This window comes from Pilimelia terevasa (assembly GCF_014647915.1).
GTDB classification, from domain to species: Bacteria; Actinomycetota; Actinomycetes; order Mycobacteriales; family Micromonosporaceae; genus Pilimelia; species Pilimelia terevasa.
Map to the genome: position 1 here is coordinate 42,853 of NZ_BMQC01000011.1, position 15,443 is coordinate 58,295.

The 15,443-nt window shown below is 67.2% G+C and carries 8 protein-coding genes; 5 read left to right on the plus strand and 3 right to left on the minus strand.

Annotated elements, in window-relative coordinates; all coding sequences use genetic code 11:
* Nucleotides 1–329 precede the first annotated feature (329 nt).
* Complete coding sequence (locus IEY75_RS15385) at nucleotides 330–2,024, minus strand: methyl-accepting chemotaxis protein (protein WP_189115049.1); 1,695 nt, start codon at nucleotides 2,022–2,024, stop codon at nucleotides 330–332.
* 149 nt (nucleotides 2,025–2,173) lie between these two features.
* Between IEY75_RS15385 and IEY75_RS15390 the strand changes: the two genes are divergently transcribed.
* The 5 genes from IEY75_RS15390 (at nucleotide 2,174) to IEY75_RS15410 (ending at nucleotide 11,154) form a co-directional block, all read left to right on the plus strand.
* Nucleotides 2,174–2,512: a DUF1330 domain-containing protein gene (locus IEY75_RS15390; protein ID WP_189115050.1), complete on the plus strand. Its 339-nt coding sequence runs from the start codon at nucleotides 2,174–2,176 to the stop codon at nucleotides 2,510–2,512.
* A gap of 935 nt (nucleotides 2,513–3,447) precedes the next feature.
* On the plus strand, nucleotides 3,448–4,926 hold the full coding sequence (locus IEY75_RS15395; RefSeq protein ID WP_189115051.1) for a hypothetical protein: 1,479 nt from the start codon (nucleotides 3,448–3,450) through the stop codon (nucleotides 4,924–4,926).
* Nucleotides 4,923–5,645: a hypothetical protein gene (locus IEY75_RS15400; protein WP_189115052.1), complete on the plus strand. Its 723-nt coding sequence runs from the start codon at nucleotides 4,923–4,925 to the stop codon at nucleotides 5,643–5,645. Before IEY75_RS15395 ends, IEY75_RS15400 begins: the two co-directional genes overlap by 4 nt.
* Complete coding sequence (locus IEY75_RS15405) at nucleotides 5,645–10,063, plus strand: coiled-coil domain-containing protein (RefSeq protein WP_189115053.1); 4,419 nt, start codon at nucleotides 5,645–5,647, stop codon at nucleotides 10,061–10,063. Before IEY75_RS15400 ends, IEY75_RS15405 begins: the two co-directional genes overlap by 1 nt.
* A gap of 290 nt (nucleotides 10,064–10,353) precedes the next feature.
* Nucleotides 10,354–11,154, plus strand: coding sequence for a Wadjet anti-phage system protein JetD domain-containing protein (locus IEY75_RS15410; RefSeq protein WP_189115054.1), 801 nt, complete (start codon nucleotides 10,354–10,356; stop codon nucleotides 11,152–11,154).
* 36 nt (nucleotides 11,155–11,190) lie between these two features.
* Here IEY75_RS15410 and IEY75_RS15415 read toward each other — a convergent pair whose 3' ends face one another.
* Both IEY75_RS15415 and IEY75_RS15420 read right to left on the minus strand, forming a co-directional pair.
* Nucleotides 11,191–14,178 (minus strand): AAA family ATPase, encoded by a 2,988-nt coding sequence (locus tag IEY75_RS15415; protein WP_189115055.1) that lies wholly within the window; start codon nucleotides 14,176–14,178, stop codon nucleotides 11,191–11,193.
* A complete protein-coding gene (locus tag IEY75_RS15420) occupies nucleotides 14,175–15,416 on the minus strand; it encodes a metallophosphoesterase family protein (RefSeq protein ID WP_189115056.1) in 1,242 nt (413 codons plus the stop codon). Before IEY75_RS15420 ends, IEY75_RS15415 begins: the two co-directional genes overlap by 4 nt.
* Nucleotides 15,417–15,443 lie beyond the last annotated feature (27 nt).

Genomic DNA, 15,443 nt, shown 5'->3' on the forward strand with positions numbered 1-15,443 from the left:
GCGCGCCCGGCACCCCGTGGCGCCCGTGGTCGCCCTCGACGCGTTCCTCGACCGATTCCGGTCCCCGCGCTGTCCGACTGGATGAACTTTTTGAACCGCCCCCCGCCCTCCATGCGGTGGGCGACGACGCCGAGCTTGTCACCGACGTTCTCGACCAAGCCCGCAGACTTGACGTTGGAATCAGCAGCGCTCCGCGGGCGGTCGGCCGCCGTTTTCCGATATCACAGCGGGCCAAAGACCTCGTTACCCGCAGCAGGGCAGGCGGCAACGGCGGCATCGAAGCCCTCCCGCGTCCTGAACGACGGCTGTCCGACATGATCTACCGGGCCCTACCCGGATGAGGTGACCTGGAACTGGTTGACGACATCTTCCAGGTTGCCGACGGTAGCCGACACTTCCTCGGCGGCGCGGCGGGTGTCGCTCGCCGATTCTGTCGCTTCTCGTGAGGTGCCACTGACTGCGGCAACTCGTTGAGCGATGTCGCTGGCCATGTGTGCGGTCTGCGCTACCCGTTCACCGATTTCGCGGGTGGCGGTGGACTGCGTGCCGACGGCGGCTGCGATAATTTGCTGGATGTCGGCCACCTGGTCGATGTTGGTGGAGATGCCGGTGATCGCCGCTGCTGCGTCGGTGCTGTCGGTTTGGAGAGCGGCGATCTGGCGGGCGATGTCCTCGGTCGCCGTCGCGGTCTCGCGGGCGAGGTCCTTAACCTCGCCGGCCACTACCGCGAAGCCTTTGCCCAGCTCGCCAGCGCGGGCGGCTTCGATGGTGGCGTTGAGTGCGAGCAGGTTGGTCTGCTCGGCGATCCCGGCGATGACTTTGGCCACTGCGCCGATCTGGTCGCTGGACGAGGCCAGTCGGGTGACCGTGTCGGTGGCCCGCCCGGCGGCGGCGACGGCGGTGTTGACGATGCCGGTGGCTGACTCGGCGTTGCGGGCGATCTCGGCGATCGATGACTGCATCTGGTCCGCCCCGGTGGCGATGGCTTGCACGTCCTCGCTGACCCGGGTGGCGCTGGCGGATGCTGCGGCAGAGTCGGCCGACACCTGGTCGGCGCCGGCGGCGACCTGTTGACTGACCGCCGTCAGCCGTCCGGCCGCGCCCGACAGCGCCGCGGCTTCGGTGGTGATCCGGCCGATCGCCGCGCCTACGGACTCGACGGTGGTGTTCAGCGCCCGTCCCATCAGCCCGAGGTCGTCGGCGACGCGGACGTCGATCCGGCCGGTGAAGTCACCGGCGGCGACCCGCTCCAGCAGGGCCTTGGTCAGCCGGATCGGTCGGGCGATCAGCCGGGCGATGAGCCACACGACTCCCCCGACCAGCGTCGCCGAGATCACCGTCACGATTATCAAGATGACAGTCGTGGACTCAGCCCCGGCGTTGGCAGCAGTGACTTCCCGGACCGACACCTCGCTCAGAAGCGTCTTCACTGCGTCACTCTGCTCGTCGAAGGCGCCCCAGTGCTCACGCACGGAATTCAGGTCGGTCAGCGCGAGCACGGCGCTGGAGCGGGCGAGTCGATCGGAGTCGGCCAGCAGCGCCTCGATCGTCGGCTCGAACTCCGCCCGCAACACGCGGAACTCGTCCCCGACCTCCGCGGCGTTCAACGTCTCCAACTGCTCCCGCAGTTCCCCGGCGTGTTCGGTCATCTGCTCCACGACCTCAACCCGGTCCGTCGCCGACAGCGGCTGGGCAAGGATCGCCGCGTCGGCCAGAACAACGGACGCGGTGTGCTGGGCGTCAATAGTGGTCGACAAGGTGCGGGCGACCTCGAAGGCGCGCTCCGCGCGCTGAGACGACGCCCGCGCCTGCAGAATCCCAATACCTCCCACAGCTACCACCGCAATGATCGCCAACGCCCCGACAGCAGCCAGTCTCCGCCCGATTGTCCAGTTCATCGCATCCCCCGGTCGGCAAACGACGCGCACCTTCTCTAACAAGAGAACCCTTAATCGATGCGGCACCACCGGAGAATCACCGAAACCGGCGCGGTGGTTGACGGCGTCGCCACGGAATGCCTTCATGCACGGCATGCCCGCCGGCGCTGCCGCTCACTGCACCGACCCGTATGACGCGGACCCGGCCGGATCCGCCGCCGGTCGCTCGCCGGACGCCTCGGCCGGACGCCTATCGAGTGGTTGTTCGCGGCCGGCCGGTGGCGCAGGATCGTGGCATGCCTGCCTACGCCATCGCGCACCTGCGCACCCCGACGGTGAACGACGACGTGCTCGACTACCTCGAGCGGATCCAGGACACGCTTGAGCCCTACGGTGGCCGTTTCCTGGTGCACGGCGGCGACGTCAACGTCCTGGAAGACGAGTGGCCCGGCACCATCGTGATCATCGAGTTCCCGGACTGGGAGAGCGCACACGCCTGGTACTCCTCTCCCGCCTACCAGGAGATCCTGCCGCTGCGGACCCGTCATATTGACGCCGCGGCGATCATCGCGCCGGGAGTGGCAGCGGGCTACCATCCGCGCGCCGCCGCTGCGCGCCTGCGCCAGGTCAGGTGATCCGCCGCCCATCTGCCTCGGCTTCACCTCTGCACGGCAACAGCACTCAAGCAGCATCGATAACGCAGAGTTACGAAATTTTTGGGCCGGGTTTGCCGCCGGTGTTGGCTCCGTGTTGGCTCGGATGTCAACGCACTCACCCGTACGTACGCGCATTGACACGCACAGCCGTCGCCTTTGCGGGCCGGGGCGAACGGCGCTCAAACTCGCCCCGCCACCAGGTCACGCACCCTCGGGCCTGCAACAGCCGGTCGAGCGACCTCGCCGATTTAGGTTCACCGAACGTGAGCGGACTAGCGTTGTTTCACTACGGTGTGTACAAGACAATGGCATGTTCTCGGACAAGTCGATCGGCCGCCGCCGGCCCGGCCCGGGACGAACGACGTCGCCCGTCCCTGCTACTCTTACCGCGCGTCACAGCGCGCACGGCCAGATAGCTCAGTTGGTACGAGCGTCCGACTGAAAATCGGGTACGTGGGGCCGTTTTCTAATCCTATGTGGGCGAATGCATGGCGGCTGACCTGCGGAAACGCTTCCCGCCCTTCAGGTCGCTGCGGCATCCGCGGGCCGTGACTGCTCGGCGCTTGCTCCGTTGACGCGACGCTGTCGAACGCCAGGATTCCGCGCCTCTGAGCGCAACTACTGCCGGTGACAGGTGAACCGGCCATCCCTCTGACCAGGACGGAAGCTCGTCGTCGTTCATCAACGCGGCGATGCGGACCGCGATCTTTCGCGGCAGTCAAGGCCCATCCTCGACCACCTAATCCACTTAGCACGGATGTACGAGGGCGGCACTCGGTCATACTCATGTGCCACCATCTGTCATCGAAGGAGCGCTTACTGTCGATCTTTCGGGTCGTTGGGGGCATCGCTTGGTAGTACATGGGCAGCAGCCGGATCTGTTCACCGTCGAGGACGCCTCGGCGGAGCCGTCGATGAACGAGGTTCGTTCCCCGGCTGGGGACGCCTCGGTCCGAGCGAGGTGGCGAGCGCTGGTCCTCACTGACCCGGTCGCTCGTCTGGTCCGCAACGCGGGACATGCCGGTATCGACGACGATGTCTTCGATCTCAGACAGCTGGCCCTCGCCGCGATCGACGTGGCGGTCGCCTCGATGGGATTCGCCCGGCAGATCACCCTGGCGCAGCTCGTGGATACCGTTGCCGGGCTCGCCCGGCTGATGGACGAGCGGGACGACCCGGTGGCGGCGATTGAAGCTGCGCGGTGGGTGGTTCGGGGTCTACTCAACGACGCCGAGAATCAGGGCAAGTTCGTATACGTCTTCCACGACATACGTTCGACGCCGCGCCGGCGGGAGGAGTACGCCTTCAAATTGCTGTCGTTGCAGGACAGCCCGTCGGGCGCCGTCGTCCAGGCATCGCCCCAGGCGGTCATGCTCTACCTCAACGGCTTGAACCTCGATGTCGATGACGCTGAGGAAGCCCTATCGGTAGTATTGCGTCGCCAGTTGGAGGACCGCCGCTTTGAGGCTGCCGGCCGCACGGCGGAGACGGCCGAGCGTGCATCTGTGGCGATGGCGGCCACCCTCGCAGACATCATCGAGTCGACTCGCCGTGACGTGCGTTCAGCCGACTGGCTGGTGGATGTTCCTGCACGACTGGCCCGTGCTCGCAAGCACGTGAAGGCGCGAATCGAAGCCGACGGCGAGGTGATCGGCCATGTCATGTCCGGTATCGATGCGGAGTCCGACGCCGCCGTCCGACGCGCGTCTGGTGATTTAGTCGAGACGTTGCAGCGGATCCGCGAGGTGCACCTCGATCTCGCGTCGCGCGCCTCCGGCGCACGGGAGGTACTTCAGCAGGCGCAACTGCGCCAGGTGTTCAGCCGGCCTGTGCGGTTACGGCTGCTCAACGTCGAACGGGAGCTGTTCGAACCGATCCTGGCGATGGCCACCGCCGACGCGCAGGCCGTCTGCGAGGCGTTCACCGACCGCATTCTGGGGTTCCGGCTCCCACGGGTGCTGCACCTGGGCGATCTGGTGGACAGCCTGCTCACGCCGACGCGGCAGGTCACACCAGTCGAGTACGTCCCGGAGGACCCCGGCAACGCTGATGAGGCCGATGCCCAGGCGTACGCGCCAGAAGTCATCGCGGCGGCCACAAAGATTTTGCGTCGGGCCGAACATGCACCGGTGCCACTTAGCGAGCTTGTGGACGCCGCCACCGCCGTGGACCCCGAAGAGGTGGACGGAGCGGTCGAGGATCTCATCGAACTGGTCACCCTCGCAGCCCTGTGGGCCTACGCTCCCGACCTGCCCGAACCGGGAGATTCGCCCACCGCCGGCATCGACACGTTGATCGCGGCCCTGACAGCCGAGCGCACAGGCCACACGATCGACCGGCCCATGGTGTGGGGCAACCAGTTGATGATCTCCGCGAGTGGGGCGATCTCATGAGCATTTCCCTGGAAGATGTCCGACGCGCCGCCGAACTGGTGACCTTCGGGCTGCGCCACGGCGCCCGTCCCACTGACGGAAACCCCTACGGACTGCTGCTGCACCGCTACCGCACCGAGGCGGCCTTTAGTGACTTGGTCGACGTACTCGCCAGCGGACTCGGACTGGTCGTGCTCGGCACTCCGGCGCGCACCGGCATCGTCGTGACCACCCAACCCGGCAGCGTCTTCGCGATCCGCACCTCCGACCTGCGCAGCACCAACATGGGCCCGGAAGACAAGCTGGTGGCCGGTCTAGTAACCCTTGCGATCGCCGCGTACGCCTTCCCCCACCCGCGGGACCTAGACAGCACTGACGTCAAGATCGTCGAAGTTGTCGCCCTAGACGCGTTCATCCGCTCGGCAATTGCCCGTGTGACCGCCACGACTGGCGAAGACGGCAACGACGCACAGGCGCGTCGGGCCGCCGACGTCTACGACCGGATGAGTGCCTTCCTACCCAAGGCGAATCAAGCCGGGCCCGCCAAGGGATGTACGCAGTGGGCCATCGGTGAGGTCCTCGGCTGGCTCGTCGACCGCGGAGCCGCCCGCCCCGCGCCGACCATGGGCGCCACCACGTACCAGCTCACCGATCGCTTCCGGCTCTTGGTCGCCGACATCGGCGGCGGTGAAGCGCTCGAAGCGCTGCGAACTGCCCGACGCGAATCGGAGACCACCTGATGCCCCCTCCTGCCCGGCTGTGGAGGATCCGCCGGATCTACCTCGACCGCATCGGCGCCCCCGCCGCGCGCTTCCGCGACGTGTGGCTGGAGTTCGGCAGCCGCACTGGGAACCCGCTCGACACGATCCTGTGGATGCGCAATGGCGGTGGCAAATCCACACTGATCGCGTTGATCTGCGCATCGATCCGGCCCGCGCGTAACGACTATCTCGCCACCGCAGAGACCGGTCGCCACCTCGAGGACTGCGTGCTGGGCGCCGACACTGCCCATATTGCCATCGAGTGGCAGGACCCCGAGGGAACGCGCATGGTTACGGGCGCCGTCTACGAATGGACCGACCGTATCCAGCCCGCAGACCCGAACGCCTCCTGGGAACAGCTGCAACAACGCTGGTACGCGTTCACCCCTTCGCGCCCCGGGGCCGAGCTCGAGGTCCTGCCCTTCCACGACGACAACCAGCACCCGACGACGCTGAAGGCGTTCGCCGATGCGATCGCGGCCTTGCCGCCCGAGGCAGACGCTGTGGTGATCGACTACAAGGATCAAGGAAAGTGGACTGGCGCTCTGCAGGACCGTGGCCTGGATCCCGGTCTGTTTAGCGCCATCCTGAAGATCAACGCCAGTGAAGGCGGCATCGAGAAGCAGTTCAAGTTCTCCACGACCGACGAGTTCGTGCGTTACCTACTCAGCCTGGTCGGCGACTCTGCAGCATCCCGCAGACTGTCCACCATGCTGGGCAAACACCGCGCCAGCATCGCCCGCCACCCGCGCCTGCGCACCGAACTCGACTTCACGCAAGAAGCTGTCGAACACCTCAAACTCCTCAAGGAAGACCACCGTCGTCTGCACGAAGCCGAGGAGGCCCGCGCCACGCAACGCCATCGTGCGCGCACCCTGGCCGCCTCCTTCTCCGCGGCAGCCGGCCACGCCCGCAATCAGGTTGCCCGCTTCAACACGGAAGCTGACGACCACCGCGAACGCCGCAAGCAGGCCGCCGACAACGCCGACGCCTACGAGCGTCTGCACCGCGAGTACCACTGGTGGGCGGCGCATCTGCTCGACGAAGCCACTCGGGCCGCCAGCACAGAGGCTGATAAGACCGTCGCCGATCGTGACCGGCTACGCCAAGCGTGGCATTTGGTCCCCACCCTGGTCCAGCACGCGGAGCTGTCAGCGGAGCTCAAGGGCCTCCGCGAGCAGCAGACACGCGACGAAGCCGACGCCGCCCCCGTCCGTGAGCGCTACCAGCAGGCTGCCGCACAGTTGATCGCGGTGCTCGACCGATCTCGACGCGATCTCGAAACCGCCATCGACGCGAACGAGAAGACCGCCGCCGCTGCCGAGAAGGAACGACGGAAGGCCCAGGACGAGATCGGAGAGGCCGATCGTGAACTTGGTGCTCTGACTGCCGAGAGCACTCAGCTCACGCGAAGCATCACGGTGTTCGAGACAGCGGTGGCTAGAGCAGTCGCCGACGGGCACCTGCCTGCCGGCGCCCACCTAGCAGACACGCATACCGCGTGCGCCGACCAGCACGCCCGCCTGGTACGCGAGCTGGACGTGGATATGCCGGACGCGGCGAATGCGCTGGCCGAAAGGCGCTCGCCGATCGACGCTGAACACCGCGAGCTGGGCACGCAAATCGCCAACCTCAAGGTCGCGCTGCGCAAGCTCAACGACGAACGTCAGCCCCTGCTTGACCAGATCAGCAGCCTCAGCAGGCACAACCGGCTTACTCTGCTGGCCCAGTCCGGCATCGTTGACCCGGTCGCCGAAAATGGCGCGCTCCAGCAAGCATTGACTGATGCGATCATCGAGATCGACCGCGAGCGTATCGATCTGTCGGTCGAAGACGCCGACGATCGGCGAGCGCTGCGATCACTCGCTGGGCAGTCCGGTCTTCTCCCGGCTTCCCTCGACCTGACCCGCGCCGCCGACATCCTGCGCGAGCACAGCATTCCCGCGACCACCGGCTGGCACTACCTCGCCGACGCGGTCGCACCGGCGTTGTGGCAGCGAGCCATCACCAGTGCGCCATCTCTAGTCGCCGGCCTTTTGGTGTACGACGCTGACGACCTAGGCGTCGCCCAGCAACGCCTGGATGCTGCTGCGCTAACCCCCGGCACCACTGTTCAGGTCTCCACCACCCGCGCTCTGCAGGATGCCATCGACACCGACGCGGGCACCGTGGGCGGCTTCGTCGTTGCGCCAGCCGCAGCACTCTTTGACCGCGACGCTGTTACCGCGGAAGTCGAGCGCCGGGAGACGGCCAGCGCGACTCGCGCCGACCACCTTCGGCAGCTTGAGCTCGCCCGCGACCACGATAAGCAGCTGATCCACGAACTAGCGCTCCTGGCGACCACCTGCCCTCCGGGCCACCTCGAGCACCTCGCCGCCGAGCACGACCGCATCACCGCAGCGGTCGCCGTGGCAGAGAAACGGCATAGCGAGCTCACCGCGCAGCTGGCCGACCTCGATGTCCGCGCTGCGCAGCTGAGCCGACAACGTGAGGAGGCCATCAGGAAGGAAAGGATCATGAGTTCGCGCGTTCACATCCTCAGCGGCCTGGCCCAGCAACTGCCCGCTATCACGGAGCTGCGTACCAGGCTGGCCCAGGTACCTGCCGCACGCGAAGCCCTCGAGGCTGCTAGGGCGCTCGCGGTGGCATCCGAACAGGAGTTGCGCACGGTCTCCGAGCGTGCGAATGGCGAGGTCAGCCGTGACCGGCGGGTCGTCGCGGGTTACATTCGCGAGGCCACTGAGTTCGCCGACGACGCAGGCGAGGCGACCGACGAGGCTGAGGCCGTCACCCTTGCGCAGGCGCGAAGCACGTTCGAGACCGCCCGCAAGGCCCATCAGATTCAAGCATCGCGCAGTGTGATCGCCGCCCAAATCGAGGGCGTGACCGGGCAGATGTCACGTCTAGCCGCCACCATGGCCGTAGCAGACCAGGACGTCCGAGGCCTGGCCAATGACCTTGCCGCAACGCCCGCCGCATCCGACCCTGCCATGAGCGCTGAACTCACAGCGACCGCCGAGGCTCAATACGCCGAGGCGCTCGGCGAGCGGGCCGTCAAGCGCAGCGACGCGACGGAGGCCGACACGGCACTGCAAAAGGCCAGCCGCACTCGCCCAGTCCGGGTCGAACTATTGCTGCCGGTCACCGAACCCGCCGACCTCGACCACGCCAGGCGTCTGCGGACAGATGCCGAAGAGAACCAGGAGCGCCACCGCGCACAGCGACAGGCCGCAGCCGAAGCTCTCGGGCGCCTGGAAACGCGTATTGAGCAGCTGACGAACGACGCTGACCAGTTCGACGGCCTCGCCGCGAGCCTTATGAGCGACGAGGACCAAGTCATGGACGTCACCGTACCGCCCGCCGCCTATGCGGGAGCCATCACCGACGCCATGGCCGAGGCGGACACGGCGCGCCGAGAACTGACAACAGCCGATCGGAGCGTCGGCACCGCCCGCGCGGCCGTCACCGAGCGCGGCCACGTCGTCAGCCGCTGGTCCGCCGAGGCCCGCTTTGCTGCCGTCTCCGCTGAGGTGAAGGTTCGTTTCAGCGGCGGTGAACACACCAGCGGCTTGGCTGAGGAAGCGGACCATCTCATCGCGGAGATCACCCTTTATAGAGCGAATCTTCAAGGGCAGATCGATGAGGTGGAGCAGGACAAGGAGATCGTAGTGTCCGCGCTCTGCGAAGAAGCGCGCACGTGCCTTAAGATGCTGCAGCGCGCACAAACCCAGGCGCAGCTCCCGGCCGGAATCGGCGACCACCTCAAGAATCGCCGTTTCCTCGACGTCGGCCCCAAGCACGGCGTCGATACCAGCCCGCCGGTCATGCGCAGCCGCATCAGTGCCCTCGTCGATGGCCTCGTACAGAGCGAAGCCAAGACGCAGCCCGACGGCAAGACCCTGACCTGGCAGGCTGTCTCCGCCGCCGTCGGCGGCCCCGGGCACTTCAGGGCGCGCGTCCTCAAGCCGTCGACCAACCTCGCCGACGAACGGGAACCCGTCGAACGGATGGGCAAATGGTCCGGCGGCGAGAAGGTCACCATCAGCCTGTTGCTGTTCTGCATGCTCGCCCGCCTACGCGCCGCCAGCCGCGGCACCGATCATCCCGGTCTGGGTGTCCTGCCCATGGACAACCCCCTCGGTACCGTCAACTACGTCGCGTTCCTGGACCTGCAACGACGGGTCGCCGCCGCCAACGGCATTCAGCTCATCTTCCTGTCCGGCCTGGCCGACATGCGCGCCATCGGCCGCTTCCCCAACATCATCCGGATGAAGAACACACACAACCACGATCGCACCTACGCCCAGGTCAGCGAGCGCAGCATCAACGACGACAACCTCGCCGCCGCCATCACCACCGCGAGGCTTACCTTCCCTCTGCAGGAGAGCCTGCTGTGATCGGCCTCAGCCCCCTAGCCCGTCACTTGGCCACAGCCGTCACCACCCACCGAACCGCCCGGATACCAGTCGGCGTCCTGCGGACCGCGGCCCATGCCGCGGACCTCTCGCTCGCCGGCGACCCGGACGCACGCCGAAGACTCGCTGGCGCGCTCGACGAACTCGCCACCGTCGGCCTCATCCGAACGCCAGCAGCAACAACCCGGGCTGCCTGGGACTTCACCCTCCAGCCACCACTACCCAACTGGGTGCAACGCCTCACCGCGCAACGGGCTCCAACAGCCCTCCCCGTGGCGGTCACGACCACCTGGCACGCACGACTATCCTGGGCCGCGGCGTTCGTCGCCAATGAACGCCCCACCGACAACGAACTCGCCCTGCTCCACGCGGCGAACCGTTACCTCGCGGGGCACCGGCCGCCCGAGATTGTCCCGATGCGGGAGCGCTCCTGGGAGTTGCTGCACGAGGAGAAGGCCCTCGACGCCCTCAGCCGGGGACGACTGTTCGCCGCGAACCGCCTTACCTTGGCGGACCTGCATTGCGAGCGCATCCCCCTGCCCCTGGTCCAATGGCACATCGGCGACGGCTCCGCCGCACTTCTAGTCGAGAACCACACCACCGCCCACAGTCTGGCCTGCTGGCTGCCTGCCAGCGGCTCGGTCGGCACCGTCATCTGGACCGGAGGCAGCCAGCTCCCACAAATCCTTGCCTCCATGCCGGCAGACTGGTCACGCCCCCTGTCCTACTACGGGGACCTCGACTTGCGCGGTATCGAGATCGCCGCCGACGGCAACCATCACGCCCAAGCCCTCGGGCTGGGTCCGCTGACCCCGGCGTCGAACCTGTACCGCCTGCTACTCGACGTAGGCGTACCGGTCAAGCCCAAGACGCGCGCCAGGATCATCGCCGCCGACCACGCCATTCTCAACTGGTTCCCGCCGGACCTGCGGGCACCCATTGGCGTGATCATCGCGGCAGGCCAGCGCATCCCTCAGGAAGCCACGGGCCGCCGCCAACTGGCCAACATCGACCCGAGCGAGTTCGACCTCTGCGGCGCCCCGGCGAGTCCTCCATCCCCGCCGGGGCGTTGATTACCGGCGGTCATCGGCCACGCAGCACGCCTTCCATCACAGGTGCAGCCCTTCGGCATCTGCGGCGTCGGCGAGGGCGACCAGCTCGGCCTCAGTCGCCCACCTAAGGCTGCTGCCGACGGGTGATTTGGTGACCCGGATCAGGGAGGTTACATGCTGGGCGACGGCCAACATATGGCTGATAACGACCACTAGCCGTCCGGCGCTTGCCTGGGTGGACAGGGCATCGAGCGCCTCGGCCAGCGCCGTCTGGTCGAGTGTGCCGAAGCCCTCGTCTAGAAACAGCGCCTCAGCCCGGCCCCCGCTGCTGCTGGCATGTTCGACGAGTGCCAAGGCTAGAGCCAAGCTGGCTTGGAACGTCTCGCCTCCTGAAAGTGTTTTCACGTCACGCAGGCGGCAGGTGTGCTCGTCCCACACCTGGAAGTCGGTGCCGAACGCGAACCGCCCTAGGGACATACCGCGCAGGAGTCCGGTGGCGGTTCCCAGCAGCGTTTGCTGCCGCTCATGCACGGCGTCGGCCACGAACTTTCCGTCACCGAGGAGTTTCACCAGTGCATCGAGCCCGTCCACGTGTGGTTGCGCGATTTTGAGACGGGCCACGACGTCGTCGTACTCGACGGTGTTCGCGGTCGCCTCCTTGTAGGTGCGGTCGGCGACGGCCTTGCGCCCGATCGCATCGGTGAGTGCCTCGTCGAGCGGCTTACCGCCGGTCGGCGCCTCAGCGATGATCGCGCCCATCTGCTGCGCGCACCGGCGTCGAACCTCTCCGAACTGGGCGAGGTGATCGTCGGCGCAGGTCGCTGCGGTCAGCGCACTATCGGTGACCTGGGCAGCCCATTCGCAGTGGACGTTGACATCGGCCGTGACCTCGATGTCGGGTGCTTCCGGCAGTGCCAGCGCCGCCGCGATCGCAACCTGCACGGTTCGGAGCTTCAGCACGGCCTGGCTGGCGGCCGTGGCAGGCTTGGTGACGTGTTCGGTGCGGCGCACGCCGAGTTCTCGACGTTGTAGGTCGATTTTCTCGAGTTCACCGTCGAGTGCCTCGATCATCCTCCAATGTTCGGCGAGTTTTTCCTGCTCGCGGCCGGCGGCTCTTTGCTGCGCGACCACTGCGTCCGGGGTGGGCCCGTCGGGCCGATATGGCTCCGGCACCTCTTTGATGAGCGCGGCGATCCCCTCCTGGACCCTCGTGAGCTCATTTTTCTCGCGGTCCACCGCGGCGGCGTCCCGGTCGACCTGCCTGCCGAGAGCTTCGGCCTTGGCGGCGGCGCCAATCTTGCTCTTGCGCAGTGTCACGGCCGCCTCAGCGAGGGCAGCTTGCTCGTCGGTGGCCCGCTGCAGTGCAGACAGGTGTTCGGCGAGGATCGCGTCATCCTCGGACTCGAGTGGGAAGGGTCCGAGTTGCGCGGTGAGCGCGTCGATCGCCTTCTGCGCGCGCGCGTCATGCGCCGTAAGGTCTTGTGTTGCCCGGCCTGCGCGGACTTGGGCGTCACTGTGAGCGGCGACCGCTTCATTGACCGCCTCACGGGCCTTCTTAGCCTTCCGGTGAGCGTCATCTAGGGTACGCTCGGCGGCCTTGAGATCCGGCGCGTTGGGCGGGGTGAACCCGTCAGGCAAAGGGTGTTGGCACACCGAACATGCGTCGCCGGGCGCCAAGCCGTGGGCGGCGTGGGCGGCGGCATTGGCACGCCGCCGGTCCTGCAGGGCCGCATCGGCGGCGGCGGCCTCGCGCTCGACGTCGGCGACGTTGTCCTGTGCCTTCCGCAGCTCTGCAGCAGCCCGCGCCGCTGCAACGTCGAAACGGTGCTTGGTGTCGGCCAAGTCCTGACGCTGCGCGGCGAGGCGGCGGGCGTCGGCGAGGCCGGTGCGAAGCGTCGCTAGACCGCTCTTGAGGCCGTTGACGGGGCCAGTGCGGTCGGAGAGGGCGGCTTCCGCCCGTTCCAGGAGCGGCTCGTGCCGCATGTCTTCGGCAACGGCCGCCGCGGCGTCTACTCGCAGCCTTTCGAGGGCCTGCTCCTCCGTTCGGTGGCGTTCGGTGCGTTGCGCCGCGCTGATGATGCGTTCGTGTAGTTGGGACAGTTGCCCCACCGCGGACGTGAGGGCGTTGGCCTGCGAGCCACCGGGCCTGAAGTCACCCAGCCCAGTGAGAAGTTCTTCCCGCCGGGTACGCAACGGCTCGGCGCGCTCGGCGAGCTCGGTCTCCTGGGCGGTGATCTCCCGGTCCAGGCCGGCTAGCGTACGCAGCTGCTGCGGCGCATCGGTCTGGGCCGCTTTCGACAGAGCCTCGCGCATGCTGGTGAGAGCGGCGTGCCGCTCGCCTGCTCGCTTCTCCTCCTCGAGGAGGCCGGCGACGGCTCCCTGCGCTGTTCTGAGGCGGGAGAGCTGCTCGGTGATCGTTTCCGCCTCCGTGGCGGCAGTTTTGGCGGTCGCGCGAGGGTCCCCGAGTGCCGTCTTGCGGGTACGTAGCTCCACGATGGTAGGCGTGAGTGCGTCGCGCTGTTGGCGCGCGCGGTCGACGACCGTGTCGAGGATGTCGAGGCCGAGCAGACCTTTGAGTATCTTGGCGCGTTCACCGCCGCTGGCGTGCAGCAGTTGCTCAAACTTCCCTTGGGGCAGGAGCACCGAGCGGAGGAACGTCTTGTTGTCCATGCCGACGAGGTCAACGATGCGAGGGGTGACGAGCTTGCCGTGGACGACCTCGTCTCCGTCGAGCGACTCCAGCTTGTGGACCGTCCCGGTTGGTTTCCTCGAGAGTTGCCGGGTCACCCGCCATGGGCGTCCGCGTGCCTCGAAGTCCATTGTCACGGCCAGGGCGCCGTCGCCGCCGTCCGCGATCAAAACCTTCGAAGACTGTGTTTCCCAGGTCGCGGTGCCGAAGAGCGCGAAGTTGATCGCCATCAAGATGGTGGACTTGCCGGCGCCGGTGTCGCCTATGATCCCGACGAGGTCGTGACCGCGGAAATCGATGTGCTGCCGGCGGATGTAGGAGCGGAATCCGGAGAAGGTGAGCTGCAGCGGCTTCATGCGACACCACCAGCCGGGACGCGGAGCTGTTCCTCGGCCGGGAAGTAGGGGTCGCGCTCGTCCTGCTCCGCGGCAAGGAACTCGGCCATCATGGCGGTGACCGTGCCGATCGGCGCGGTGCCTGCGCCGTGCTCGTTCACGTACTGCTCGAATGACTCGAGCAGGCTGCGCTGCACCTGTGTCTGCCCAGGTTCCACGACGTCGTTGCGGGGCTGGGCGCCGTCGACGCGTTGTTGGACGTCCAACACTCGGGCCTTTGCGAGCAGGGTGTGGACGCGTTGCGCAAGGGCGGGTTCATAAGCCGGCGTGTGCACCGTGACGAGGCACAGTGCGTCACCGATGGCGCCAGCCTGTTGCTGTAGCTCGTCCCAGGTGCCGTCGAACTTGATCAGTTCTCGGCCTCCGCGCAGCGGGACCTCCTCGCATACGGCCGCTTTGCCGGGCTCGACGGTCACGAGGGTCACGCTCTTGCGTTGCCCGGCTTCGCCGAAGTCCAGCGGGATCGGCGATCCCGCGTAGCGTCCGACGACCCGGCCGGGCAGCTGTTGCGGCTGATGGATGTGTCCGAAGGCCGCGTAGTCGACGGCGGGGATGGCGTCGGGGTCTACGGCGAACTCGTCGGTGGTGTGCCGGGCCCGCTCGCTACCCGCGAGTCCGGCGCCGGTGACGTGCATGTGCGCGGTGAATAGGGTGACCTCGGACCGCGGGTCCAACCGGTCCGCGAGCCCAGCGGCGATCCGGGCCTGGAGGTCTGCGAGCTGTTCACGGTAGGTGCTCGACCACGGCTGGGCGTCGGGGATGGTGGTCAGGCGCTGGGGATAGATGAACGGTAGAACCCCGACCCTGGCTCGGGTTCCGTCGCGCCCCGGCACGATCAGATAGTCGCCGTTCGCGCCGAGCGGGTGACTGACGAAATGCAGCTGGTGCAGCCGGCCGAGCTTGTCGAGGTAGCGGTGCAGCGCGACGTTGTCGTGGTTGCCCGCGACCACGATCGTCGGGGCGATCGCTGCCAGTTCGGCGAGCCAGCCGACGACGCGTTCGATGTCGTTGTGGCTGACCCTGGAGTGGTCGATCAGGTCCCCGGAGTGCAGGATGCCGTCAGGTCGGCGTTGCTTGGCGATCTCAATGATCTCCGACATGGCGTCGACGAGGTCGGGCATCCGGGGCTCGTTGTAGGTCGTCCGGCCGGCATGCCAGTCGGAGGTGTGCAGAAAGAGCATGGCGATGGCGCCTTTCATCCGGCTACGTCGCGGCGCAGCCTGAGG